Source organism: Pectobacterium punjabense, assembly GCF_012427845.1.
In the GTDB taxonomy this organism is placed as follows: domain Bacteria; phylum Pseudomonadota; class Gammaproteobacteria; order Enterobacterales; family Enterobacteriaceae; genus Pectobacterium; species Pectobacterium punjabense.
The window spans coordinates 3,668,600-3,691,176 of the sequence record NZ_CP038498.1 but is presented as its reverse complement, the minus strand read 5'-3'; the positions used below and the strand labels follow the sequence as shown (position 1 = coordinate 3,691,176).

Sequence of the window (22,577 nt, the reverse complement as noted above, 5' to 3'; positions counted from 1 at the left end):
TTGCATGTTTTTGTATTAGCGTCGTTGGCTAACTGCACAGGCACAAGGAAACAGAAATCACAATGACTACTCCGGTTTCCCCCACTTCATTGCTTCCGCTGAGTGCGGAGCAATTAACGCGTTTACAGGCGGCAACCGGTGATTTCTCATCGACGCAGCTGGCCTGGCTATCTGGCTATTTCTGGGGGTTGGTACAGCAGCCTGGGAACGTGCAGTCAGGCGCGATAACGGCCACGGCGGCGTCCGCTGTCACGGTGCCAGTGCAAACCATTACGCTGATCTCCGCCTCGCAGACAGGTAATGCGCGTCGGGTCGCGGAACAACTGCGTGACGATCTGCTGGCGGCCAAGCTGTCTGTCAATCTGGTCAATGCGGGTGATTACAAGTTCAAGCAAATCGGACAGGAAAAGCTGCTGCTAATCGTCGCCTCGACGCAGGGGGAAGGGGAGCCGCCGGAAGAGGCGGTCGCGCTGCATAAGTTCCTGCTGTCCAAAAAAGCCCCGGAGATGAAAGACACCGCGTTTGCCGTGTTTGGCCTGGGTGATACCTCTTACGAATTCTTCAGTAAGGCGGGTAAAGATTTCGATAACCGTCTGGCTGAGCTGGGCGCTGAACGCCTGCTGGATCGCGTCGATGCCGATGTCGATTATCAGGCGCTCGCCGAACAGTGGCGACGCCAGTTGGTTGATATTTTGCAGGCTCGAGTGCCGGTTCAGGGCGAAGCCGTCGCGCAAATTGCCTCTCAGGGTGCACTGGATGAAATTACCAGCAGCCCGTACAGCAAATCCTCACCGCTGCATGCCACGTTTGCTGTGAACCAGAAAGTGACCGGGCGTAATTCCGAAAAGGATGTTCGCCATATCGAGATCGATTTGGGCGATTCCGGTTTGCGCTACCAGCCGGGCGACGCGCTGGGCGTGTGGTTCGATAACGACCCCGCGCTGGTGCAGGAGTTGCTGGAATTACTGTGGCTGAAAGGCGATGAGTCCGTCAGCGTTGACGGCAAGACGCTGCCACTATCGCAGGCGCTGAAAAGTCACTTTGAGCTGACGCAGAACACCGCACCGATTGTCGAGAAATACGCGGCACTGTCGCGTAATGAAACGCTGCTGTCGCTGTTGGCCGATAAGCCAGCTCTCCAGCAGTTTGCACAGCGAACGCCGCTGGTGGATATGGTGCGACAGGCGCCGACTGAACTGACGGCAGAACAGCTACTGAGCCTGCTGCGTCCGCTGACGCCGCGCCTTTACTCTATTGCCTCCTCGCAGGCGGAAGTCGAAAGCGAAGTGCACATCACCGTTGGCGTGGTGCGCTACGAATACGAAGGCCGCGAGCGTGCCGGTGGCGCCTCTAGCTATCTGGCTGACAGACTGAGTGAAGACGATGAAATTCGTGTTTTCATCGAGCATAACGATAACTTCCGTCTGCCTGCTAATTCCGACGCGCCGGTCATCATGATCGGGCCGGGCACCGGAATTGCGCCGTTCCGCGCCTTTATGCAGCAGCGCGATGCCGATGGGGCTGAAGGGAAAAACTGGCTGTTCTTCGGCAACCCGCACTTTACGGAAGATTTTCTGTATCAGGTTGAATGGCAGCGCTACGTTAAAGATGGCCTGCTAACCAACATCGATCTGGCCTGGTCGCGCGATCAGGCGCATAAAGTTTACGTGCAGGACAAACTGCGGGAAAAAGGCGCGGAAGTCTGGCGCTGGATTCAGGATGGCGCGCACCTGTACGTGTGTGGTGATGCCAACCGTATGGCGAAAGACGTCGAGCGGGCACTGCTGGATGTGATAGTTGAGCATGGCGGCATGGACAGTGAACAGGCCGATGAGTTTTTAAGCGATCTGCGCCTTGAGCGCCGTTATCAGCGAGATGTGTACTAATGAGTGAAAAATACGTTTTCAGTGAAAAACACCCCGGTCCTTTGGTGGTAGAAGGGAAACTCGCTGATGCTGAGCGCATGAAGACAGAAAGTAACTTTCTGCGCGGCACGATTGCTGACGACCTGAACGATGGTCTGACCGGCGGCTTTAAGGGCGATAACTTTCTGCTGATCCGTTTCCACGGAATGTATCAGCAGGATGACCGCGATATTCGCGCCGAACGTGCTGAGCAGAAACTGGAGCCGCGCCATGCGATGCTGCTGCGCTGCCGTCTGCCCGGTGGCGTGATGACGCCAGAGCAGTGGCTGCGGATCGACAAATTTGCGACTGAAAATACGATCTATGGCAGCATTCGCATCACGAATCGTCAGACGTTCCAGTATCACGGTATTCTCAAATCGAACGTGAAACCGGTACACCAGATGCTGAATAGCATCGGTCTGGATGCGCTGGCGACGGCGAACGACATGAACCGTAACGTGTTGTGTACGTCTAACCCGATAGAATCCGAACTGCATCAGCAGGCGTATGAGTGGGCGAAAAAGATTTCTGAGCATCTGCTGCCGCGCACGCGCGCCTATGCTGAGATCTGGATGGATCAGGAAAAGGTGGCAACGACGGATGAGGAGCCAATTCTGGGTTCGACATATCTGCCGCGTAAGTTCAAAACCACAGTGGTGATCCCGCCGCAGAATGATATCGATCTGCATGCGAACGATCTTAACTTCGTTGCGATTGCCGATAACGGCCGTCTGGTGGGCTTTAACGTGCTGGTGGGCGGTGGACTCTCTATCGCGCACGGCGATAAAGAAACCTATCCGCGTACCGCCAGTGAACTGGGCTATATTTCCGTTGAGCATACGTTGGCCATCGCGGAAGCCGTGGTGACCACGCAACGTGATTGGGGTAACCGTACCAACCGTAAAAATGCGAAAACCAAATACACGCTGGAACGCGTGGGGGTAGATAACTTTAAGCAGGAAGTGGAGGCGCGTGCTGGTGTGAAGTTTGAAGCCGTGCGCCCTTATGAATTCACTGGGCGCGGCGATCGCATCGGCTGGGTTAAAGGTATCGACAATAAATGGCATCTGACGCTGTTTATCGAAAACGGTCGTGTTCTGGATTATCCAGGCCGTCCGCTGAAAACCGGCCTGGCGGAAATTGCCAAGATCCATAAAGGGGATTTCCGCTTAACGGCGAATCAGAACTTGATCGTGGCAGGCGTTCCTGCGCGTAGCAAAGCGAAGATTGATGCGCTAGCGCGTGAGCACGGCCTGATTGATGACAGCGTCAGCGAGCAGCGCAAGAATTCAATGGCCTGCGTGTCATTTCCAACTTGTCCGCTGGCGATGGCAGAAGCCGAGCGCTTCTTGCCGGAATTTGTCACGAAAGTGGAAGGTATTATGCAGCAGCATGGTGTGGGCGATGAACACATTGTCCTGCGCGTGACGGGCTGCCCGAACGGCTGTGGCCGCGCGATGTTGGCGGAAATTGGTTTAGTGGGCAAAGCGGTGGGGCGTTATAACCTGCACCTCGGTGGGAATCGAGAAGGAACACGTATTCCCCGTATGTATCGCGAAAACATTAATGAAACTGAGATCCTTGCAGAAATCGACAGGCTTATCGGGCTGTGGGCGCAAGATCGCCAGCCGAATGAAGGCTTCGGTGATTTCGTCATTCGTACCAACATCATTAAACCGGTGCTGGACCCCGCCCGCGATTTTTATGATTGACAGGAGATCCTGATGGCCGAATTTAACCTTGAGGTGCTCAACGCGTTACCGAAAGCGGAACAGGTGGCCGCGTTGGCTGCTGTGAATGGTCAGCTTGAGCAACTGTCTGCACAGGAAAGGGTGAGCTGGGCGCTAGAGAATCTGCCGGGCAATTTTGTGTTGTCGTCCAGCTTCGGTATTCAGGCTGCGATATCGCTGCATCTGGTGACGCAACAGCGGTCGGATATTCCGGTCATCCTCACGGATACCGGTTATCTGTTTCCTGAAACCTATCAGTTTATTGATGCACTGACGGAACAGCTTAAACTGAACCTGCAAGTGTATCGCGCCGCTGAATCCGCGGCCTGGCAAGAAGCGCGCTACGGCAAGCTCTGGGAGCAGGGCGTGGAAGGTATTGAGCGCTATAACCTGCTGAATAAAGTCGAACCGATGAATCGGGCACTGAGCGAGCTAAATGCAGGGACCTGGTTTGCTGGCCTGCGTCGTGAGCAGTCTGGCAGCCGGGGGGAATTACCGGTGCTGGCGATTCAGCGCGGCGTCTTCAAATTCCTGCCGATTATCGATTGGGATAACCGGACGGTGTATCAATATCTGAAAGAAAACGGCCTGAGCTATCATCCGCTGTGGGATCAGGGCTATTTATCCGTCGGCGATACGCACACCACCCGTAAATGGGAACCGGGCATGAGCGAAGAAGAAACCCGCTTCTTCGGCCTGAAACGCGAATGCGGGCTGCACGAAGGGTAAAAGAAAAAACTGGATATCGTCTAATACGGGTTACTTAAGCCCGTTATTAGGGGAAACACAGGGGGAGGTTCCCGTAGGGACGCCTCACCCCTGTGGTCGCCCCGTGTATCTCAATGCTTAAGCGATAGGCATTAGGGCATCGCCCACTTTTTTATCACCGTCATTTTTTACCGCCGTTATCATCCCAATCTCAGTTGTAAACGTGTTGTTATTCCATTACGGAACTTGTCATTCCAATTCGGCATTTCATAAGTGTTCTGTCCTCACCGTATAGTCGCATTATCTACTTTTTTGCTTAGTTAAGGCGATTGTGAACTATCTCCCTATATTTGCCGATCTTCGTCAGCGCCCGGTATTGGTTGTTGGCGGCGGCGAGGTTGCCACGCGCAAAATCGATCTACTGCAACGCGCGGGCGCGGAGGTAAAAATTGTCGCACAGGCGCTGGCGGAACCGTTGGCTGCACAGCATCAGGCCGGACAGGTTGAATGGCTGGCGCACGCTTTTACGCCCGAGCTGTTATCCGGTGTGTTTTTGGTGATTGCTGCCACGGATGACGCCGAGTTGAATGCCGCGGTGTTTGAGGCGGCGAATCAGCGTCATTTGCTGGTGAACGTGGTGGACGATCAGCCGAAGTGCTCGTTTATTTTCCCCTCGATTGTCGATCGCTCTCCGCTGGTGGTGGCTATTTCCTCGGGGGGACAGGCCCCGGTGCTGGCGCGTCTGCTGCGTGAAAAGCTGGAATCATTACTGCCTGCCAGTTTGGGTACGATGGCGGATATCGCCGGAAGCTGGCGCGACAGGATTAAAACCCGATTGCATTCGATGTCAGCACGCCGCCGTTTTTGGGAACGGCTGTTTGTCGGACGCTTTGCATCGCTGGTTTCTGCCGGACAGTTGGGGCAGGCCGAAGACGAATTGCAACAGCAACTGGTTAATCAGCAAGACGAGCAACAATTGCCTGCGGCAGTACGCGGTGAAGTGGCGCTGGTTGGTGCAGGCCCCGGCGATGCTGGGTTGCTTACGCTGCGTGGATTGCAGGTGATGCAGCAGGCTGACGTGGTGTTGTATGACCATCTGGTCAGTGCCGATGTGCTGGATTTGGTGCGCCGAGATGCCGAACGCATCTGCGTCGGAAAACGTGCCAGCGCGCATTCGTTGCCACAGGATGAGATTAATCAACTGCTGGTGACGCTGGCGCAGGAAGGCAAGCGGGTGGTGCGTCTGAAAGGCGGCGACCCCTTTATTTTTGGCCGCGGCGGCGAAGAGCTACAGGCGGTGGCACAGGCGGGGATCACGTTTCAGGTGGTACCCGGTGTGACGGCCGCCGCGGGCGTCACGGCGTATGCGGGGATTCCGCTTACGCACCGTGATTACGCGCAGAGCGTACTGTTTATTACTGGCCACTGTCGCCCCGATGGCGATGCGTTGGACTGGTCAACGCTGGCGCGTGGCCGTCAGACGCTGGCGATTTATATGGGAACGATGAAAGCCGCAGAGATTTCACAGCAGCTTATTGCGCATGGCCGTTCATCGCAGACGCCCGTTGCCGTGATTAGCCGCGGTACTCGACACGATCAGCAGGTACAAATCGGTACGCTGCAAGAGTTGGAACATTTGGCACGGCAAGCGCCGACGCCGGCGCTGCTGGTGATTGGCGAGGTGGTGGATTTACATCACCAGATTGCCTGGTTTGGTCAGACAACGCCGACGGTGCCGCAAGACAGCCGCCCAGCGGTAGTAAACTTGGCTTAAGGAAAGGGTATGGACGAGAAACGACTCACGCATTTACGGCAGCTCGAAGCCGAAAGCATTCACATCATCCGCGAAGTGGCGGCCGAGTTCAGTAACCCGGTGATGATGTATTCCATCGGTAAAGACTCTTCGGTGATGTTGCATTTGGCGCGCAAGGCGTTCTATCCGGGATCGCTGCCTTTCCCGCTGCTGCATGTTGATACCGGTTGGAAATTTCGTGAAATGTACGAATTCCGCGACCGTACGGCGAAAGCTTACGGTTGTGAACTGCTGGTGCACCGCAACCCGCAAGGTGAAGCGCTAGGAATTAACCCTTTTGTACACGGTAGCGCCAAACACACCGACATCATGAAAACCGAAGGACTGAAGCAGGCATTGGACAAATACGGTTTTGATGCCGCATTTGGCGGGGCACGTCGCGATGAAGAGAAGTCGCGTGCCAAAGAGCGTATTTACTCCTTCCGCGATCGTTTCCATCGTTGGGACCCAAAAAACCAGCGCCCAGAGCTGTGGCACAACTACAACGGTCAGATTAACAAAGGCGAGAGCATCCGCGTTTTCCCGCTTTCTAACTGGACCGAGCTGGATATCTGGCAATATATCTATCTGGAAAATATCGATATTGTTCCGCTATATCTGGCTGCTCCGCGTCCAGTGGTAGAACGCGATGGCATGCTGCTGATGGTGGATGACGATCGCATCGATCTGCAACCGGGTGAAGTGATCGAACAGCGCATGGTGCGTTTCCGCACGCTGGGCTGTTGGCCGCTGACTGGTGCGGTGGCATCGGATGCGCAAACGCTGCCGGAGATCATCGAAGAGATGCTGGTTTCCACAACCAGTGAACGTCAGGGAAGGGTAATTGACCGCGATCAGGCCGGTTCAATGGAGCTGAAAAAGCGTCAAGGGTATTTCTGAGGAATCGTCGAATGAGCCAAATTTCTTTAAAAGATGCAGCGGCAGAAAATGCGGCTGAGAAAGATGCAGTCGTTATCAATAATGCGATTGCACAGCAGATCGCCGAGCAAGGCGGTGTGGAAGCCTATTTACACGCGCAGCAGGATAAAACGCTGCTGCGTTTTCTGACCTGTGGCAGCGTTGACGATGGGAAAAGTACGCTAATTGGCCGTTTGCTGCACGATACGCGCCAGATTTATGAAGATCAGCTCAGTACGCTGCACAACGACAGCAAGCGTCTGGGCACGCAGGGCGAAAAATTGGATTTGGCGCTGTTGGTCGATGGGCTTCAGGCCGAGCGTGAACAGGGCATTACGATTGACGTGGCCTACCGCTATTTCTCGACGGAAAAACGCAAATTTATCATCGCGGATACGCCAGGACACGAGCAATACACCCGCAATATGGCAACGGGTGCATCAACCTGTGAGCTGGCAATCCTGCTGATTGACGCCCGTAAAGGTGTATTGGATCAAACTCGTCGTCACAGCTTCATCGCGACCCTGCTGGGGATTCGCGATCTGGTGGTGGCGGTGAACAAGATGGATTTAGTGGATTACCAGCAAACGGTATTTGAACAGTTTAAGCAGGATTATCTGGATTTTGCTCAGCAACTGCCTGCCGACCTGAATATTACCTTCGTGCCGATTTCTGCACTGGATGGTGACAACGTTGCAACGCCAAGCACGACGATGGGCTGGTATACCGGACCGACACTGCTGGACGTGCTGGAAACGGTCAATGTGGCACAGCGTACGCTGGAACAGCCGATGCGCTTCCCGGTGCAATATGTCAATCGCCCGAATCTGGATTTCCGTGGCTACGCAGGAACGCTGGCATCCGGCATTATCCGTGTCGGGCAGCGGGTCAAAGTACTGCCGTCTGGCGTAGAATCCACCGTCAGCCGTATTGTGACCTTTGACGGTGATTTGCCGCAGGCACAGGCCGGTGAAGCGATTACGCTGGTACTGGCGGATGAAGTGGATATCAGCCGTGGCGATCTGCTGGTCGATAGCGGCGAATCGCTGAAAGCGGTGCAGCATGCGCTGGTGGATGTTGTCTGGATGGCGGAACAGCCGCTGGTGCCGGGACAGAGCTACGACATCAAGATTGGCGGTAAGAAAACGCGCGCCCGGGTTGAGAATATTCAATATCAGGTTGAGATCAATACGCTGACGCAGCGCGTCGCCGAAAATCTGCCGCTGAACGGTATCGGCTCCGTTGAGCTGGTTTTTGATGAGCCGCTGGTGCTGGACAATTATCAACATAATGCAGTGACAGGCGGGATGATCTTTATCGATCGTCTGAGTAATGTCACGGTAGGCGCTGGCCTGGTACGCGAACCTATCGAACAGGTGTATCAGGAACCGGGTGCGTACAGTGCGTTTGAACTAGAGCTGAATGCACTGGTGCGCCGCCACTTCCCGCATTGGGGTGCGCGCGATTTGTTGGGAGGCAAATAACGTGTCTTTACGCGATGAACCGACTGACGATAACGTGGTTTGGCATGCGCACGATGTCACCCGTGAGTCGCGCGAGAAACTACATGGTCATCAGGGCGTCGTTATCTGGTTTACCGGGCTGTCTGGGTCCGGTAAATCCACGCTAGCAGGCGCGCTGGAGCAGGCATTGCACCAGCGTGGTGTCAGCACCTACCTGCTGGATGGCGACAATGTTCGGCACGGCCTATGCCGGGATCTCGGCTTCACTGACGACGAGCGGCGCGAGAATATCCGCCGCGTGGGTGAAGTTGCCAAACTGATGGTGGATGCGGGGCTGGTGGTACTGACCGCGTTTATTTCTCCGCATCGCGCCGAGCGCAAAATGGTGCAGGATTTGCTCGGTGACGGGCAGTTTATTGAAGTTTTTGTGGATACACCTTTAGCGACCTGCGAAGCGCGTGACCCTAAAGGGTTGTACAAAAAAGCCCGCGCGGGGGAGTTGCGCAATTTCACGGGGATCGACTCGGTGTATGAGGCGCCGGAAGCGCCGGATAGTCATCTGGATGGTGAACAATTCGTAACAACTTTGACCGGCCAATTGTTAGATCTGCTTGGCAAGCGAGCTATTATCAAGCTCTGATGTCCCCGCTTTTTTTCACCGAGTTGTTGGGTGATGCAGGGGAATAATGGGAAAGATTATGCAAAATGCCACGCAGTTAACGATTAGCAAGACTCGTCCAGCGCAAGAAGAGGATGACAGCGTTTCCTATCTGTTTATGGGAGCGGTGACGGGGTTCTCCTTTTATTGGCTGGCTTTTAGCATCCCTTTTCTGGTGTATGGCTCTAATACTACGTTTTTCTTCATGCTTTACACGTGGCCGTTCTTTTTGGCGCTGATGCCGTTTTCAGTGCTGGTTGGCGTCGGGTTTAGCTTTCTGCTGAGAGGCTATCTTTTTTACACGCTTTTTGCGACAGGGCTGACGGTAATATGTCTGTTCTGGCTGGTTTTTTCTTTTCTGACGGGGTGGTAAAGGGAAAAGGCTGCCAGCGTGGATGCTGACAGCCCATTATTTTACAGCGTTCAATGTTACAGAATCTTGCTCAAGAAAGCCTGTGTGCGCGGGTTACTCGGATGAGTAAAGATCGCCTCTGGTGTCCCCTGCTCCTGAATAATCCCCTGATCGATAAAGATCACTCTATCCGCGACCTCTCTGGCAAAGGCCATTTCATGGGTTACGATGACTATAGTCATGCCTTCGTTCAGTGTGATGGCTACTACGCAAGAGAGGAACGCGCCGTAGTCTGAGCGTAAATGTGCAGGATAAATCGACCGACATAAGTTACCTGAGAGCGCATTGAGCGTGATTTTTGCCAGAAATATCCCTATTTGGGGACGCAACGAGGTGAATCTTGCCTTCCACTACCGGACACAGTGGAGTCGAAACAAAAGTTATGGGATGATTAAGCGGTTTTTCAGGGGGCGGGATGGGAAAGCTTACGCTGTTATTATTGATATTGCTTGGCTGGCTTCAGTACTCACTGTGGCTGGGCAAAAATGGCATTCACGATTATGTTCGGGTGAACGATGATGTTGTTGTCCAACTGGGTAACAATGCCAAATTAAAAGACCGCAACGAACAACTGTTTGCTGAAATTGACGACCTCAATGGCGGACAAGAGGCGATAGAAGAGCGTGCGCGTAATGAACTGGGTATGATCAAGCCCGGTGAAAGCTTTTATCGTCTGGTGCCAGAATCGGGGCATCGTGGCGCGAATACAACTTCACCCAATTCGACTTCATCCAATAATACACAACGTTGACGCATGCAGACACCACGCCTTTCCCCGCCTGAAATTGTTGCTGTTTTACCCGCTGCGGGTAACGGTAGCCGGATGCAGAACGATCGTCCTAAACAGTACCTGACGATTGGCAATAATGCGATCGGCCATAGAACCATTCTTGAACATACTATCGATGCGCTTTTGCGCCATCCACGCGTACAGCGTGTCGTCGTTGCCATTAGCCCAAATGACGCATTTTTTCATACCTTGGCGATTGCCAACGATCCTCGTATTTGTGCCGTGACAGGCGGGCAGCAGCGTGCGGATTCCGTACTTGCAGGGCTAGCTACCGTTTCCGATACGGCGTGGGCGCTGGTGCATGATGCTGCGCGTCCGTGCCTGCATCAGGACGATCTGACGCGCTTGCTGGCGATTGTTGAGCAGACTGAGGTCGGTGGAATTCTGGCCGCACCGGTTCGTGATACCATGAAACGTGGTACGGGCGGGTTGATCGGCCACACGGTAGAGCGTAACGATTTATGGCATGCGTTGACGCCACAGCTTTTCCCTGCGGCGCTGCTGAAACAGTGTTTGCAACGTGCGCTTCAGGATGGTGTTACCGTTACGGACGAAGCCTCTGCGCTGGAATATTGTGGCTATCGCCCGCAAATTGTCAGCGGGCGGTCGGATAATATAAAAGTCACGCGTCCAGAGGATTTGGCATTGGCCGAATTCTATTTAACCCGTTTGCAGTAACCTCATTTTATTCGTTAAATACAGATAAGGAGAACGCGCGATGCGTATCGGTCACGGTTTTGATGTCCATAAGTTTGGTGGAGAAGGTCCGCTGGTGATCGGTGGCGTTCGAGTTCCTTATTCTCAAGGCCTGCTGGCGCATTCCGATGGGGATGTGGTGTTACACGCGGTGACCGATGCCCTGTTAGGTGCCGCTGCGTTGGGCGATATTGGCAAGCTGTTTCCTGATACCGATCCGGCTTTTAAAGGTGCGGACAGCCGTGGCCTACTGCGTGAAGCCTGGCGTCGTATCAATGAAAAGGGCTATCAGCTAGGTAATCTGGACGTTACGATTATTGCGCAGGCACCGAAAATGGCCCCGCATATTCCGCAAATGCGCGTGAATCTGGCGGAAGATTTGCAGTGCCACATGGATGACGTCAATGTGAAAGCCACCACGACAGAACAGCTGGGTTTTACCGGTCGTGGCGAAGGCATTGCCTGCGAAGCCGTTGCCTTACTCGTGAAAAAAGGAACGGGCGAAATTGTTGCGTGGTAAGCCGTTCTTTATAAGCCATGTTTTATCAACAACACCTTGTCAATAATAGAAAATTAACAGTATAAGAAACAATGTCATGACTGCGTATTATCCAGTTATGCACCTTGTGGGATAACGATGGAAAATAGCGAACAGCTCGTCTGGCTGCATGGTGAACCACAGGCTACTGGCTCATTGAAGTCCGCCGCGGAAGATTTTCTGGTGGTGGAAGATCTGGGATTTCAGCCAGATGGTGATGGTGAACAGGTTTTGGTGCGCGTACGTAAGCGCGGCTGCAATACGCAATTCGTGGCTGAGATGCTGGCAAAATTTGCCCGTCTGCCGCTGCGTGCCGTCAGCTATGCGGGTCTGAAAGATCGCCATGCTGTCACCGAACAGTGGTTTTGCCTGCATATGCCGGGAAAAGAGACGCCAGATTTCTCCTTGCTGGAACTTGACGGTTGTGACGTACTTGAGGTGACTCGCCACCGCCGCAAATTGCGCATTGGTGCGCTACGGGGTAACCATTTTACTCTGGTGTTGCGTCAGGTGAGCGATCGACACGAGGTGGAAGCGCGTTTGGCGCTGATAGCCGCCAATGGCGTCCCTAATTATTTCGGTAGTCAGCGTTTTGGACGGAACGGGAATAATCTTGAGCAGGCACGTCTTTGGGCAAATAATGATATTCGGGTAAAAGAACGTAGTAAGCGTAGCTTTTATCTTTCTGCCAGCCGCAGTGCGATGTTTAATCAGGTTGCCAGTGCGAGACTGGCGCAACAGCAAACGAAAACCGTTTTGTGTGGCGACGCATTACAGCTAACGGGTCGCGGTAGTTGGTTTGTTGCTAAACCTGATGAATTGGAAACCTTGCAGGCGCGTCTTGATGCTGGCGAGCTCCAGATTACTGCACCGTTGCCCGGTGATGGTGAACTGGGTACGCAGGATGACGCGCGAGTATTTGAAGAACAGGCCTTGAGCGGACAAGAAACGCTATGGTCTTTGGTCAAACGTGAGCGGGTTGAACCTGCCCGGCGCGCTGTACTGCTGTATCCGCAGCAAATGCAGTGGGAATGGCAGGATGATGCGACAGTCGACGTGAAATTCTGGCTACCCGCGGGCAGCTTTGCGACCAGTGTGGTACGTGAATTACTGCATGCTCAGCAGGATACCGATCTCGGTGCTTGATGCGCAGTGAAGCTTTTTTGCAGAAAATAGTTGAAGAGAATCAATGCTAGTCACTGCGTGATAGCGGCGGCTGGTTTACCCCTGTGCGGGAAAATTGCTGTATTGGTGGCGAGGTTAACCAGAGCTGAGGTCGGCGGGGAATGGTAAACAAACGTATAGAAACGTTGCTGGCACAACTGCGCCAGCAAGGCATTCAGGACGAACGTCTGCTGAAAGCAATAGAAGCCGTACCCAGAGAACGCTTTGTTGACGAGGCGTTCGAACATAAAGCGTATGAGAACACTGCTCTACCTATCGGCTCCGGCCAGACTATCTCGCAACCTTATATGGTCGCGAAGATGACGGAGCTGCTCAACCTGACACCGGTATCCCGCGTGCTTGAGATTGGCACCGGTTCAGGTTACCAAACGGCGATTTTAGCGCATTTAGTTCGTCACGTTTGCTCCGTTGAACGCATCAAAGGGCTGCAATGGCAGGCTAAACGTCGTTTAAAGCAGCTTGATTTGCATAATATTTCAACCCGGCATGGCGATGGATGGCAAGGGTGGGCATCGCGTGGGCCATTTGATGCCATTATCGTTACGGCTGCACCGCCGGAAATTCCCCAGGCCCTGTTGGGACAGCTTGATGAGGGCGGTGTAATGGTGTTGCCCGTTGGCGAACAGTCGCAAATACTGCAAGTTGTTCAGCGCCGTGCTGGCGAATTTATTATTCAAACGGTTGAAGCCGTTCGGTTTGTTCCGCTAGTCAAAGGCGAATTAGCCTGATACCGTGGCAATGGTGTGCATGTGTTGCTAAGTCTTTAAAATTTCAATACAACGGTTTTATGGTGCGAACTTGTTGGTGTTGTTAGCATCCAATCATCGTGGTGCCTCTCCTGTTTTGCTTATGCACCAGCGATGGTGAAGTAGCGATCTTTCTCGTTCCAACTTAACGAATAAAATATCGGTTACGCTACAATCATTTACGCTACGGTCAGTTAAGCGACAGCAGATGTGAAGCAGACATGTCCAAATTGAGTTCTGAGTATTACTGTTTTTTTGAACGTTATATAGCCTAAATAATTCGAGTTGCAGGACAAAACATGGGCGTCTTGAACAACGCAAAACGTTGACCTGCTAGGACGAAACTCGCAGATGAGCCGAGTATTGCCAGCATCGATGCAACTTGAAGTATGATGGATATAGTGACTTTTTTGAACGCTATAGTTATAGGGGAGTAAGGCGCATGGGAAGCCGAATGATGAATTTGCGTCACATTGCTGCGTGTATGGTGGTTGTCTTTGGGGTGGCTGGATGCTCCAACAATAATTCCAAATCCGCACCGATCAGCAGCGTTGACGGAAATACGGGCAGCCGAGGGGGGATGTTATCTGCGCCACCACCGCGCATTTCAACGGCGGGTGAAAATGTAGCAACAACGTCCGATGGCCGGATCGTTTATAACCGCAGCTACGGTAATATCCCGAAAGGCAGCTACAGCGGCGGAAGCTCCTACACCGTTAAGCGGGGAGATACCCTGTTTTATATTGCCTGGATTACTGGTAATGACTACCGGGATCTGGCGCAGCGCAACAATATTCCTGAGCCATATAGCCTGAATGTGGGGCAATCGCTGAGCTTAGGCAACGGGGTCGGTAACAATACGTCGGGCAGTGGCCTGACGAGCGGCGGCGGAATGTTGGCAACAACCGATGCCACCCGAGGTGGAGTACCGACGCCGCCATCAAGTGCTCAAATACAATCTACATTGGTTGATTCTCAGTCAACTAATGCGTATTCTGGTAACCAGGGTAAACAGAATGTAGGTAAGATGTTACCTACGGCAGGGGCAACAACAACCGCTCCTGTTTCCGCACCAGCGGCTGTTGCCAGCAGCAATACGGCTGCTGTCGCCAGTTGGCGTTGGCCTACCGATGGGAAAGTCATAGATAGTTTCTCCGATTCCGAAGGGGGAAATAAAGGGATTGATATCGCCGGCTCACGTGGGCAACCGATCACCGCAACTGCCAGTGGGCGTGTGGTGTATGCGGGCAATGCACTACGTGGTTACGGAAATCTGATAATCATCAAGCATAATGATGACTACCTCAGTGCCTATGCCCATAACGATACGATGCTAGTCCGTGAGCAGCAAGATGTCACGGCAGGACAAAAAATCGCTACGATGGGCAGTACAGGCACCAGCTCAGTTCGCTTGCACTTTGAAATTCGTTACAAGGGGAAATCCGTAAACCCGCTGCGTTTTCTGCCGCAGCGATAAATCGGGCAGAGTATTTCGGTATTCTGCCAAGGGATCACGGGTAGGAGCCACTTATGAGCCAAAGTACGCTGAAAGTTAACGAGTTACATGAAGATACCGATTTCGACGAAAATGGACTTGACGTTTTTGACGATAAAGCGCTGGCAGAGGAAGATACCAATGATAGTGACTCGGCGGAAGACGAGCTGTTATCGCAAGGGGTCCCACAGCGTGTTCTAGACGCAACGCAACTCTATTTGGGAGAAATCGGCTATTCGCCGCTTTTAACCGCAGAAGAAGAAGTTTATTTTGCACGACGCGCGCTGCGCGGTGATATCCCATCGCGCCGCCGAATGATCGAGAGTAACCTGCGGCTGGTAGTGAAAATTGCCCGCCGTTACAACAATCGTGGTCTGGCGTTGCTGGACCTGATTGAAGAGGGAAATCTTGGTCTGATCCGTGCGGTTGAAAAATTCGATCCAGAAAGAGGATTCCGTTTTTCAACCTACGCGACGTGGTGGATTAGACAGACGATAGAGCGGGCGATCATGAATCAAACCCGCACCATCCGTTTGCCTATTCACATTGTCAAAGAACTCAACGTTTATCTGCGCACCGCGCGCGAGCTGTCTCATAAACTGGATCACGAGCCGAGTGCGGAAGAAATTGCCGAACAGCTCGATAAGCCCGTTGATGACGTCAACCGCATGCTGCGCTTGAATGAGCGCATTACGTCTGTCGACACCCCGTTGGGTGGGGATTCGGAAAAGGCGCTGCTGGATATTCTGGCTGACGAAAAAGATAACGGACCTGAAGACACCACGCAGGATAACGATATGAAGCAGAATATCGTTAAATGGTTGTTTGAGCTTAATGCCAAACAGCGTGAGGTGTTGGCGCGTCGTTTCGGCCTGTTGGGGTATGAAGCGGCTACGCTGGAAGATGTGGGTCGTGAAATCGGCTTAACGCGCGAGCGTGTTCGTCAGATTCAGGTCGAAGGTTTACGCCGCCTGCGGGAAATTTTGCAGGTTCAGGGCTTGAGCATTGAAGAACTGTTTCGTGAATAATTCGTGACGGTTACTGATGTCTTGGAATAAAAATGGTGGGGAAACCCACCATTTTTTATGTCTGTCACTCGCCCTTTCACACGAAAGGGCGGTTTGATGGCGATTAGCGTACGATATTCGCCAGCAGGAAATCGATGATGTCGCTGGTTTTAATCATTTGCTTTTCACCGATCCGGCGATTCTTGTATTCAATCTCTTCGCTATCCAGATTGCGATCGCCAATGACGATAGTGTGCGGCACGCCAATCAATTCCATATCGGCGAACATCACGCCTGGACGTTCTTTACGATCGTCGAGCAGAACTTCAATACCTTTAGCGCGCAGCTGCTGATAGATATCCTCAGCGACTTCCTTAACGCGGAAAGATTTGTGCATGTTCATTGGCAGAATGGCAACGTGGAAAGGTGCAATCGCGTCTGGCCAGATGATGCCGCGTTCGTCATGGTTTTGCTCAATCGCTGCCGCGACAACACGCGTTACACCAATACCGTAGCAGCCCATCGTCAGAGTCTGGTTACGGCCGTCTTCGCCCTGAACGGTCGCTTTCAACGCTTCAGAATACTTGCTGCCCAACTGGAAGATGTGACCCACTTCGATACCGCGTTTAATTTGCAGCGTGCCTTTACCGTCTGGACTGATGTCGCCTTCAACCACGTTGCGGATATCTGCAACCTGCGGCAGTGCCACATCACGCTCCCAGTTGATGCCAAAATAGTGTTTGCCATCAATGTTCGCGCCAGCGCTGAAGTCGCTCATGGCCGCAACGGTGCGATCGACAACGACAGGAATCGACAGTTTGACCGGGCCCAATGATCCTGGGCCTGCGCCGATGATTGCACGAATTTCTTCTTCCGTTGCAAACGTCAGCGGACTTGCGACCTGAGCAATTTTCTCAGCTTTGATTTCGTTCAGTTCGTGATCGCCGCGCACCAGCAATGCAACCAGTTTATGCCCGCTTTCTTCCGTAGCTTTCACCAGCAGCGTTTTTACTGTTTTTTCTACCGGCAATTTAAACTGCTCGACCAGTTCGGCGATGGTCTTGGCGTTTGGCGTATCCACCACGCGCAGCTCTTCCGTCGCTTCGGCACGGCCTAACTTCGGCGCGACAGCTTCTGCCAGTTCAATGTTTGCCGCGTAGTCGGACTCCGTTGAGAAAACGATATCGTCTTCACCGCTGGCCGCCAGTACCTGGAACTCATGGGATGCATTGCCACCGATAGAACCCGTATCTGCCTGAACCGCTCTGAAATCCAGATCCATACGGCTGAAAATCTTGCTATAAGCGGCGTACATGGCGTCGTAGGTGACCTGCAACGATTCCTGTGAAGTATGGAAAGAGTAGGCATCTTTCATCAGGAACTCACGCGAGCGCATCACGCCAAAACGTGGACGAACTTCATCACGGAATTTGGTCTGAATCTGGAAGAAATTCAGCGGCAACTGCTTATAAGAGCTGATTTCATTACGAATCAGGTCTGTAATCACTTCTTCGTGTGTTGGGCCGAGTACGAACGGGCGTTCGCCACGATCGACAAAGCGTAGCAGTTCTGGGCCATACTGATCCCAACGTCCACTTTCCACCCATAAATCGGCAGGTTGAACAACCGGCATTGAGACTTCAATGGCGCCCGCGTTGTTCATCTCTTCGCGCACGATGTTTTCAACTTTTCTCAAAACACGTAAACCGGTCGGCAACCAGGTGTAAAGGCCGGAGGCCAGTTTACGAATCATTCCTGCACGGAGCATCAACTGATGGCTGATGACTTCCGCATCGGCTGGTGTCTCCTTGAGGGTGGAGAGCATGTATTGGCTAGTACGCATGGGGTTTTAGTTCCGTTAGAACAACAAATAGCATAGGGCTGCCGCGCAGCCGAAGGCGCATAAAAAGTGGTTTAGTTTACCAGCGTGGGCTGCGTGTCAAAAGAGAGTAGGAACAATTTTAGAATATATTGCTGGACTCGTGTCTTAACACGCGTGAGACGGGTCGAGGCTTAACACTTCGGTTTGTTCTCCACAGACGCGCCAGCGCACATTGAATTCTAACAGTAAAACGGCGTATTCTCGCGTGGCGCTTTCCCCTTTGCGGTAGGCGGGGCGCGGATCTTGCGCCAATACCTGCGAGATAAAGCGTTTCAACTGAGGATATTTCTTTTGGTGTTCGGCAATCTGGTTTTCTGCATACGGCGAAAAAAATACCGGCATCGTGGCATCGGGAGCCATTTGGGCAAAACCCGCTCGCGCCTGAGGATGGCTTTCTGCAAAAGGCAGGTAAGGCTTGATATCGACGACTGGTGTGCCATCGACCAAATCAAGGCTGCCTAATTCGAGCGTAATGGCTTCGCCTTTTGCGCGGATTCCTTTTAATTCAACCAGCGACATACCGACAGGATTGGGGCGAAAAGTGGAGCGCGTAGCGAAAACGCCTGTACGAGTATTTCCTCCCAGACGCGGTGGTCGAACCGTTGGGCGCCAGCCGCCTTCCATCGTTTGATGAAAGATGAACAGTATCCAAATATGACTGAAATTCTCTAGTCCCCGCACACAGTCGGCTTGGTTATAGGGCGGTAATAGCTGAAGTTCTCCACCTCCATCTTCAATCAGACCCGGTTGCCGCGGAATGGCAAATTTTTCTTTATACGGTGAGCGGATAATCCCGATCTGATTGAAAACAAATTGACTCATTGTGCAGAGACTTTCAGCGCGGTTCCTTGGCAAACGACTTGGCTATAGCAACCCGCTACGCCGCTAACGGTTTGGCATTCATGCAGTAAAACCGCATTGGCCTTCATTGCCGTTGCGCGGTTCTGCATTCTTTTACGTGCATTTGCCGTGTTGGGAGGTGAGTCCTGAGCGCTGACCTGACATGAAGAGCCTGAAACTTCACCCATATCGCGGAAAGGTTTACCGACTAATTCTTCAGCGCTTTTATATAGCACGGCTGGAGCAGGGCGAACGGGTGGCTTTGGTTTCGGTGCGGGCTCTACGGCTTTGGTTTCAACAACAGGTTGAGGAACGGGTGCCTGTGGCTTCTGAAATAAAGAACAGCCTGTCAGCGACATGGCTAACAATATAAAGGGAACAGCACGCATTAAAGGATTCCTCTGCTTTTTCTCAAAGAGCGAGTATTGAAGCAAGCAATTGCACAAATAACAAGACGGGCCGTAGCCCGTCTTGCAGATATCTTTTAATTAAACACATTAGGGCAGGATTACCAGCCTTTCACTGCGCCGCCATTAAAGATTTTATTTGCTGCGTCATTGACTTCGTCAGACTGGTAAGCTTGAACGAATTTCTTCACGCTTTCAGCGTCTTTGTTGTCTTCGCGTGAAACCAGCAGGTTTACATACGGAGAATCTTTCTCTTCAACAAACAGGCCATCTTTAGTTGGCGTCAGGTTAATCTGGCTAGCGTAAGTGGTGTTGATGACAGCCAGCGCGATTTGCGCATCATCTAAAGAACGTGGCAGCTGTGGCGCTTCCAGTTCAACCAGTTTGATATTTTTCGGATTTTCAGTGACATCCAGTACCGTTGGCAGCAGGCCAACGTTATCTTTCAGTTTAATCAAGCCGACTTTTTGTAGCAGCAGCAGGGAGCGGCCCAGATTGGTCGGGTCGTTTGGCAGCGCAATTTGCGCACCATCTTGCAGCTCATTCAGCGATTTGATTTTTTTGGAGTAACCGGCAATCGGGTAGACAAAGCTGTTGCCGACAGAAACCAGTTTATAACCACGATCTTTGATCTGCTGATCCAGATAAGGTTTGTGCTGGAAAGCATTCAGATCGATATCACCTTTGCTCAGGGCTTCATTTGGCAACACGTAGTCGTTAAATGTGACTAACTCAACGTCCAGGCCATATTTGTCTTTCGCCACTTTTTGCGCGATTTCCGCAACTTGTTGTTCTGCGCCAACAATAACGCCGACTTTAATATGATTAGGATTTTTTTCTTCCTGCCCACATCCCGCTAGCGCCAGCGCACCAATAAGTGCGCCAATGGTCGCAATAGATTTCAGTTTAATCGCCATATCCTTACCCCTAATTAACTGTTTTTGGCAGATGCCCTCAGGCAAATGCGTATTGTGGTGATTACTTATGTGTGACAGCTTTTACTGCTCTGTCGCCGCAGAATTGAATCAGGTAAACCAAAACAACCAGTAATATTAATACCGTATTCATGACCGTCGCGTTATAACCAATATAACCATACTGATAACCAATTTGACCTAAGCCGCCTGCGCCGACGGCACCACCCATAGCAGAATAGCCTACGAGCGTAATGAGAGTGATGGTTGCAGCATTAATTAGCCCCGGTAACGCTTCCGGCAGTAATATCTTTCTAATGATTTGCATCGGCGTCGCACCCATTGCACGGGCGGCTTCGATCAGGCCAGTTGGAATTTCAAGTAGTGCATTTTCGACCATGCGGGCGATAAACGGGGCTGCACCTACGGTGAGAGGAACGATCGCCGCTTGCAGACCAATAGAGGTTCCGACAATGATGCGGGTAAAGGGAATCATCCAGACCAGCAAAATAATGAACGGAATCGAACGGAAAATGTTTACCAGTGCAGAAACGATCCGGTACAGCTTTGGATTGGCAATGATTTGCCCCGGACGCGTGGTATACAATAAAACGCCTACAGGTAAGCCAAGCACAAAGCCAAAGAAACCAGAAACGAACGTCATCGCGACGGTTTCCCATACTCCCTTGGCCATTAACCACATCATTGCTTCAGACATAACCCAGAACCTCAACTGTAACGTGACTTTCCTGCAGGAATTGGATTGCGGCTTTGATATCTGCATCATTGCCGTGCATTTCTGTCAGCATGATGCCGAACTTGACGCCACCGGCATAATCCATCTGAGCACTAATAATGTTGTTGTTAATGTTAAAGCGCCGAGCAACCTCGGACAGCAGTGGGGCATCCACTGATTTGCCGGTAAATTCCATCCGTAATAATGGCGTAGTTTCTGGACGAGGCTCTGGTGACAAACGAGTGAGGTAATCGTCAGGGATATCCAGATGTAACGTTGACTGAATGAATTTCTGCGCCAGCGGCGTTTTGGGATGCGAGAAGACTTCGCTTACGGTGTCCTGCTCGATGAGCCGTCCGTCACTGATCACCGCAACCTGATCGCAAATGCGTTTCACCACATCCATTTCATGTGTAATAAGAAGAATGGTGAGGCCAAGACGGCGATTGATGTCTTTCAGTAATTCAAGAATCGAACGCGTCGTTGCAGGATCTAATGCACTGGTTGCTTCGTCACACAGCAGAACCTTGGGATTGCTCGCCAGCGCGCGGGCAATAGCGACACGCTGCTTTTGTCCGCCGGACAAGTTGGCTGGGTACACGTCATGTTTATCTGCTAGCCCAACCAGCTCCAATAATTCATTCACGCGCTTGGCAATATCCGCTTTTGGTGTGTTATCCAATTCCAGCGGTAGCGAAATGTTGCCAAAAACGGTACGCGAAGCGAGCAGGTTGAAATGTTGAAAAATCATGCCGATTTGACGGCGAGCGCGTGTCAGTTGGCTATCGGATAGCTGGGTCAACTCTTGCCCATCGACCAGCACTTTCCCCTCTGTTGGGCGTTCCAATAAATTGACGCAGCGGATCAGTGTGCTTTTACCTGCGCCCGATGCACCGATAACGCCATAGATTTGCCCGGTGGGGACGTGAAGGCTGACATCAGAAAGTGCGGTAATGGCCCGCCCATTCTGCTGGAAAACCTTAGTAATATTAGAAAGTTCAATCATATGTTTTTATCGTAAGTGCCTATGGCTGGATAAATTAGTTTCTGTATCAACAGAATATGAAATGGATGTTAGGGCGTCTAGACGGCTAAGTCAATCGGGATTGTCATGGCTCTACATTCTCTCTGTGGGAGAAAACATGCGATACTACTGCGCAATTTCCGCCATTCAGGAGCAAAGTCAGTGGCACAAAGCGTTCCAGCAATTTTTCTTGATCGTGACGGTACGATCAATGTCGATCACGGTTATGTCCATGAGATTGACGATTTTCAATTTATAGATGGTGTTATCGATGCTATGCGCGAGTTGAAGAGCATGGGGTTCGCGCTGGTTGTAGTGACGAATCAGTCCGGCATCGCCCGCGGTAAATTTACAGAAGATCAGTTTATGCGACTGACAGAATGGATGGACTGGTCGCTGGCAGACCGCGGTGTTGATCTGGATGGCATCTACTTTTGTCCGCATCACCCTGAAGCTGGCGAAGATGAGTATCGGCAGGTCTGTGATTGTCGTAAGCCTGAGCCGGGTATGTTGCTTTCCGCACAGAGTGAACTGCACATTGATATGGCAGCATCTTATATGGTGGGGGATAAGGTAGAGGATATGCAGGCTGCCATTGGCGCTGGTGTGGGAAATAAATTACTGGTTCGCACCGGTAAACCGGTTACTGAGCAGGGCGAAGCGCTGGCTGATGGTGTGCTGGAAAGCCTCGCAGAGCTGCCAAAATGGATAAAAACGCGCAGTTAACAA

Annotated in this window: 22 protein-coding genes and 1 pseudogene; 16 read left to right on the top strand and 7 right to left on the bottom strand. The window is 52.2% G+C overall.

The window, feature by feature from the left end; genetic code table 11:
- The first annotated feature begins 62 nt into the window (after window positions 1-62).
- The 8 genes from cysJ (at window position 63) to E2566_RS16765 (ending at window position 9,549) form a co-directional block, all read left to right on the top strand.
- Window positions 63-1,886, top strand: coding sequence for an NADPH-dependent assimilatory sulfite reductase flavoprotein subunit (gene cysJ / locus E2566_RS16800; protein ID WP_107169036.1), 1,824 nt, complete (start codon window positions 63-65; stop codon window positions 1,884-1,886).
- Window positions 1,886-3,619 (top strand): assimilatory sulfite reductase (NADPH) hemoprotein subunit, encoded by a 1,734-nt coding sequence (gene cysI, locus E2566_RS16795; protein ID WP_107169037.1) that lies wholly within the window; start codon window positions 1,886-1,888, stop codon window positions 3,617-3,619. Before cysJ ends, cysI begins: the two co-directional genes overlap by 1 nt.
- Before the next feature lie 12 nt (window positions 3,620-3,631).
- Window positions 3,632-4,366 (top strand): phosphoadenylyl-sulfate reductase, encoded by a 735-nt coding sequence (locus E2566_RS16790; protein WP_107169038.1) that lies wholly within the window; start codon window positions 3,632-3,634, stop codon window positions 4,364-4,366.
- A 310-nt stretch (window positions 4,367-4,676) separates the two neighbouring features.
- Complete coding sequence (gene cysG, locus E2566_RS16785; protein WP_107169039.1) at window positions 4,677-6,119, top strand: siroheme synthase CysG; 1,443 nt, start codon at window positions 4,677-4,679, stop codon at window positions 6,117-6,119.
- Window positions 6,120-6,128: 9 nt separating this feature from the next.
- On the top strand, window positions 6,129-7,037 hold the full coding sequence (gene cysD, locus E2566_RS16780; RefSeq protein ID WP_107169040.1) for a sulfate adenylyltransferase subunit CysD: 909 nt from the start codon (window positions 6,129-6,131) through the stop codon (window positions 7,035-7,037).
- Window positions 7,038-7,111: 74 nt separating this feature from the next.
- Complete coding sequence (gene cysN / locus E2566_RS16775; RefSeq protein WP_107169058.1) at window positions 7,112-8,539, top strand: sulfate adenylyltransferase subunit CysN; 1,428 nt, start codon at window positions 7,112-7,114, stop codon at window positions 8,537-8,539.
- Complete coding sequence (gene cysC, locus E2566_RS16770) at window positions 8,478-9,158, top strand: adenylyl-sulfate kinase (RefSeq protein WP_205942472.1); 681 nt, start codon at window positions 8,478-8,480, stop codon at window positions 9,156-9,158. The genes cysN and cysC overlap by 62 nt, the downstream gene beginning before the upstream one ends.
- Before the next feature lie 58 nt (window positions 9,159-9,216).
- Window positions 9,217-9,549: a DUF3561 family protein gene (locus E2566_RS16765; protein WP_205543196.1), complete on the top strand. Its 333-nt coding sequence runs from the start codon at window positions 9,217-9,219 to the stop codon at window positions 9,547-9,549.
- Between the two features lie 56 nt (window positions 9,550-9,605).
- On the opposite strand, the pseudogene E2566_RS16760 reads toward E2566_RS16765, so the two are convergent.
- A pseudogene (locus E2566_RS16760) lies at window positions 9,606-9,779 on the bottom strand (polar amino acid ABC transporter ATP-binding protein); the annotation flags it as partial.
- 224 nt (window positions 9,780-10,003) lie between these two features.
- On the opposite strand from E2566_RS16760, the gene ftsB reads away from it, so the two are divergent.
- The 7 genes from ftsB (at window position 10,004) to rpoS (ending at window position 16,066) form a co-directional block, all read left to right on the top strand.
- The gene (ftsB, locus tag E2566_RS16755; RefSeq protein ID WP_107169043.1) at window positions 10,004-10,339 is read left to right on the top strand and encodes a cell division protein FtsB; all 336 of its coding nucleotides are present in this window, start codon (window positions 10,004-10,006) and stop codon (window positions 10,337-10,339) included.
- 3 nt (window positions 10,340-10,342) lie between these two features.
- Window positions 10,343-11,056, top strand: coding sequence for a 2-C-methyl-D-erythritol 4-phosphate cytidylyltransferase (ispD, locus tag E2566_RS16750; RefSeq protein ID WP_107169044.1), 714 nt, complete (start codon window positions 10,343-10,345; stop codon window positions 11,054-11,056).
- Window positions 11,057-11,096: 40 nt separating this feature from the next.
- Window positions 11,097-11,594 carry a 2-C-methyl-D-erythritol 2,4-cyclodiphosphate synthase gene (ispF, locus tag E2566_RS16745; protein WP_107169045.1) on the top strand — a complete coding sequence of 166 codons (498 nt, stop codon included), beginning with the start codon at window positions 11,097-11,099 and terminating at the stop codon, window positions 11,592-11,594.
- Window positions 11,595-11,711: 117 nt separating this feature from the next.
- Window positions 11,712-12,758 (top strand): tRNA pseudouridine(13) synthase TruD, encoded by a 1,047-nt coding sequence (gene truD / locus E2566_RS16740; protein ID WP_107169046.1) that lies wholly within the window; start codon window positions 11,712-11,714, stop codon window positions 12,756-12,758.
- A 140-nt stretch (window positions 12,759-12,898) separates the two neighbouring features.
- The gene (locus E2566_RS16735; protein WP_107169047.1) at window positions 12,899-13,525 is read left to right on the top strand and encodes a protein-L-isoaspartate(D-aspartate) O-methyltransferase; all 627 of its coding nucleotides are present in this window, start codon (window positions 12,899-12,901) and stop codon (window positions 13,523-13,525) included.
- Window positions 13,526-13,997: 472 nt separating this feature from the next.
- The gene (nlpD, locus tag E2566_RS16730) at window positions 13,998-15,020 is read left to right on the top strand and encodes a murein hydrolase activator NlpD (protein ID WP_205942473.1); all 1,023 of its coding nucleotides are present in this window, start codon (window positions 13,998-14,000) and stop codon (window positions 15,018-15,020) included.
- 53 nt (window positions 15,021-15,073) lie between these two features.
- Window positions 15,074-16,066 carry an RNA polymerase sigma factor RpoS gene (rpoS, locus tag E2566_RS16725; RefSeq protein WP_107169049.1) on the top strand — a complete coding sequence of 331 codons (993 nt, stop codon included), beginning with the start codon at window positions 15,074-15,076 and terminating at the stop codon, window positions 16,064-16,066.
- Window positions 16,067-16,169: 103 nt separating this feature from the next.
- Here the strand turns inward: rpoS and proS are convergent, their stop codons facing one another.
- The 6 genes from proS to metN form a co-directional block, all read right to left on the bottom strand.
- Window positions 16,170-17,888, bottom strand: coding sequence for a proline--tRNA ligase (gene proS / locus E2566_RS16720; protein ID WP_107169050.1), 1,719 nt, complete (start codon window positions 17,886-17,888; stop codon window positions 16,170-16,172).
- 144 nt (window positions 17,889-18,032) lie between these two features.
- A complete protein-coding gene (tsaA, locus tag E2566_RS16715; RefSeq protein WP_107169051.1) occupies window positions 18,033-18,749 on the bottom strand; it encodes a tRNA (N6-threonylcarbamoyladenosine(37)-N6)-methyltransferase TrmO in 717 nt (238 codons plus the stop codon).
- Window positions 18,746-19,156, bottom strand: coding sequence for an Rcs stress response system protein RcsF (rcsF, locus tag E2566_RS16710; RefSeq protein ID WP_107169052.1), 411 nt, complete (start codon window positions 19,154-19,156; stop codon window positions 18,746-18,748). The genes tsaA and rcsF overlap by 4 nt, the downstream gene beginning before the upstream one ends.
- A 119-nt stretch (window positions 19,157-19,275) precedes the next feature.
- Window positions 19,276-20,091, bottom strand: coding sequence for a MetQ/NlpA family lipoprotein (locus E2566_RS16705; RefSeq protein ID WP_107169053.1), 816 nt, complete (start codon window positions 20,089-20,091; stop codon window positions 19,276-19,278).
- A gap of 61 nt (window positions 20,092-20,152) precedes the next feature.
- Window positions 20,153-20,806: a methionine ABC transporter permease MetI gene (locus E2566_RS16700; protein ID WP_107169054.1), complete on the bottom strand. Its 654-nt coding sequence runs from the start codon at window positions 20,804-20,806 to the stop codon at window positions 20,153-20,155.
- Entirely contained in the window at window positions 20,799-21,830 is a 1,032-nt protein-coding gene (gene metN / locus E2566_RS16695) for a methionine ABC transporter ATP-binding protein MetN (protein ID WP_107169055.1), read from the bottom strand. The genes E2566_RS16700 and metN overlap by 8 nt, the downstream gene beginning before the upstream one ends.
- A 180-nt stretch (window positions 21,831-22,010) precedes the next feature.
- Here metN and gmhB point away from each other — a divergent pair, with 180 nt between their 5' ends.
- Window positions 22,011-22,574 carry a D-glycero-beta-D-manno-heptose 1,7-bisphosphate 7-phosphatase gene (gmhB, locus tag E2566_RS16690; protein ID WP_107169056.1) on the top strand — a complete coding sequence of 188 codons (564 nt, stop codon included), beginning with the start codon at window positions 22,011-22,013 and terminating at the stop codon, window positions 22,572-22,574.
- The last annotated feature ends 3 nt before the right edge of the window (window positions 22,575-22,577 follow it).

Coding starts and splice junctions, on each gene's coding strand:
- cysJ (WP_107169036.1), top strand. CDS start 63: ATGACTACTCCGGTTTCCCCCACTTCATTGCTTCCGCTGAGTGCGGAG.
- cysI (WP_107169037.1), top strand. CDS start 1,886: ATGAGTGAAAAATACGTTTTCAGTGAAAAACACCCCGGTCCTTTGGTG.
- E2566_RS16790 (WP_107169038.1), top strand. CDS start 3,632: ATGGCCGAATTTAACCTTGAGGTGCTCAACGCGTTACCGAAAGCGGAA.
- cysD (WP_107169040.1), top strand. CDS start 6,129: ATGGACGAGAAACGACTCACGCATTTACGGCAGCTCGAAGCCGAAAGC.
- cysC (WP_205942472.1), top strand. CDS start 8,478: ATGCACTGGTGCGCCGCCACTTCCCGCATTGGGGTGCGCGCGATTTGT.
- E2566_RS16765 (WP_205543196.1), top strand. CDS start 9,217: ATGCAAAATGCCACGCAGTTAACGATTAGCAAGACTCGTCCAGCGCAA.
- ftsB (WP_107169043.1), top strand. CDS start 10,004: ATGGGAAAGCTTACGCTGTTATTATTGATATTGCTTGGCTGGCTTCAG.
- ispD (WP_107169044.1), top strand. CDS start 10,343: ATGCAGACACCACGCCTTTCCCCGCCTGAAATTGTTGCTGTTTTACCC.
- ispF (WP_107169045.1), top strand. CDS start 11,097: ATGCGTATCGGTCACGGTTTTGATGTCCATAAGTTTGGTGGAGAAGGT.
- truD (WP_107169046.1), top strand. CDS start 11,712: ATGGAAAATAGCGAACAGCTCGTCTGGCTGCATGGTGAACCACAGGCT.
- E2566_RS16735 (WP_107169047.1), top strand. CDS start 12,899: ATGGTAAACAAACGTATAGAAACGTTGCTGGCACAACTGCGCCAGCAA.
- nlpD (WP_205942473.1), top strand. CDS start 13,998: ATGATGAATTTGCGTCACATTGCTGCGTGTATGGTGGTTGTCTTTGGG.
- rpoS (WP_107169049.1), top strand. CDS start 15,074: ATGAGCCAAAGTACGCTGAAAGTTAACGAGTTACATGAAGATACCGAT.
- proS (WP_107169050.1), bottom strand. CDS start 17,888: ATGCGTACTAGCCAATACATGCTCTCCACCCTCAAGGAGACACCAGCC.
- tsaA (WP_107169051.1), bottom strand. CDS start 18,749: ATGAGTCAATTTGTTTTCAATCAGATCGGGATTATCCGCTCACCGTAT.
- rcsF (WP_107169052.1), bottom strand. CDS start 19,156: ATGCGTGCTGTTCCCTTTATATTGTTAGCCATGTCGCTGACAGGCTGT.
- E2566_RS16705 (WP_107169053.1), bottom strand. CDS start 20,091: ATGGCGATTAAACTGAAATCTATTGCGACCATTGGCGCACTTATTGGT.
- E2566_RS16700 (WP_107169054.1), bottom strand. CDS start 20,806: ATGTCTGAAGCAATGATGTGGTTAATGGCCAAGGGAGTATGGGAAACC.
- metN (WP_107169055.1), bottom strand. CDS start 21,830: ATGATTGAACTTTCTAATATTACTAAGGTTTTCCAGCAGAATGGGCGG.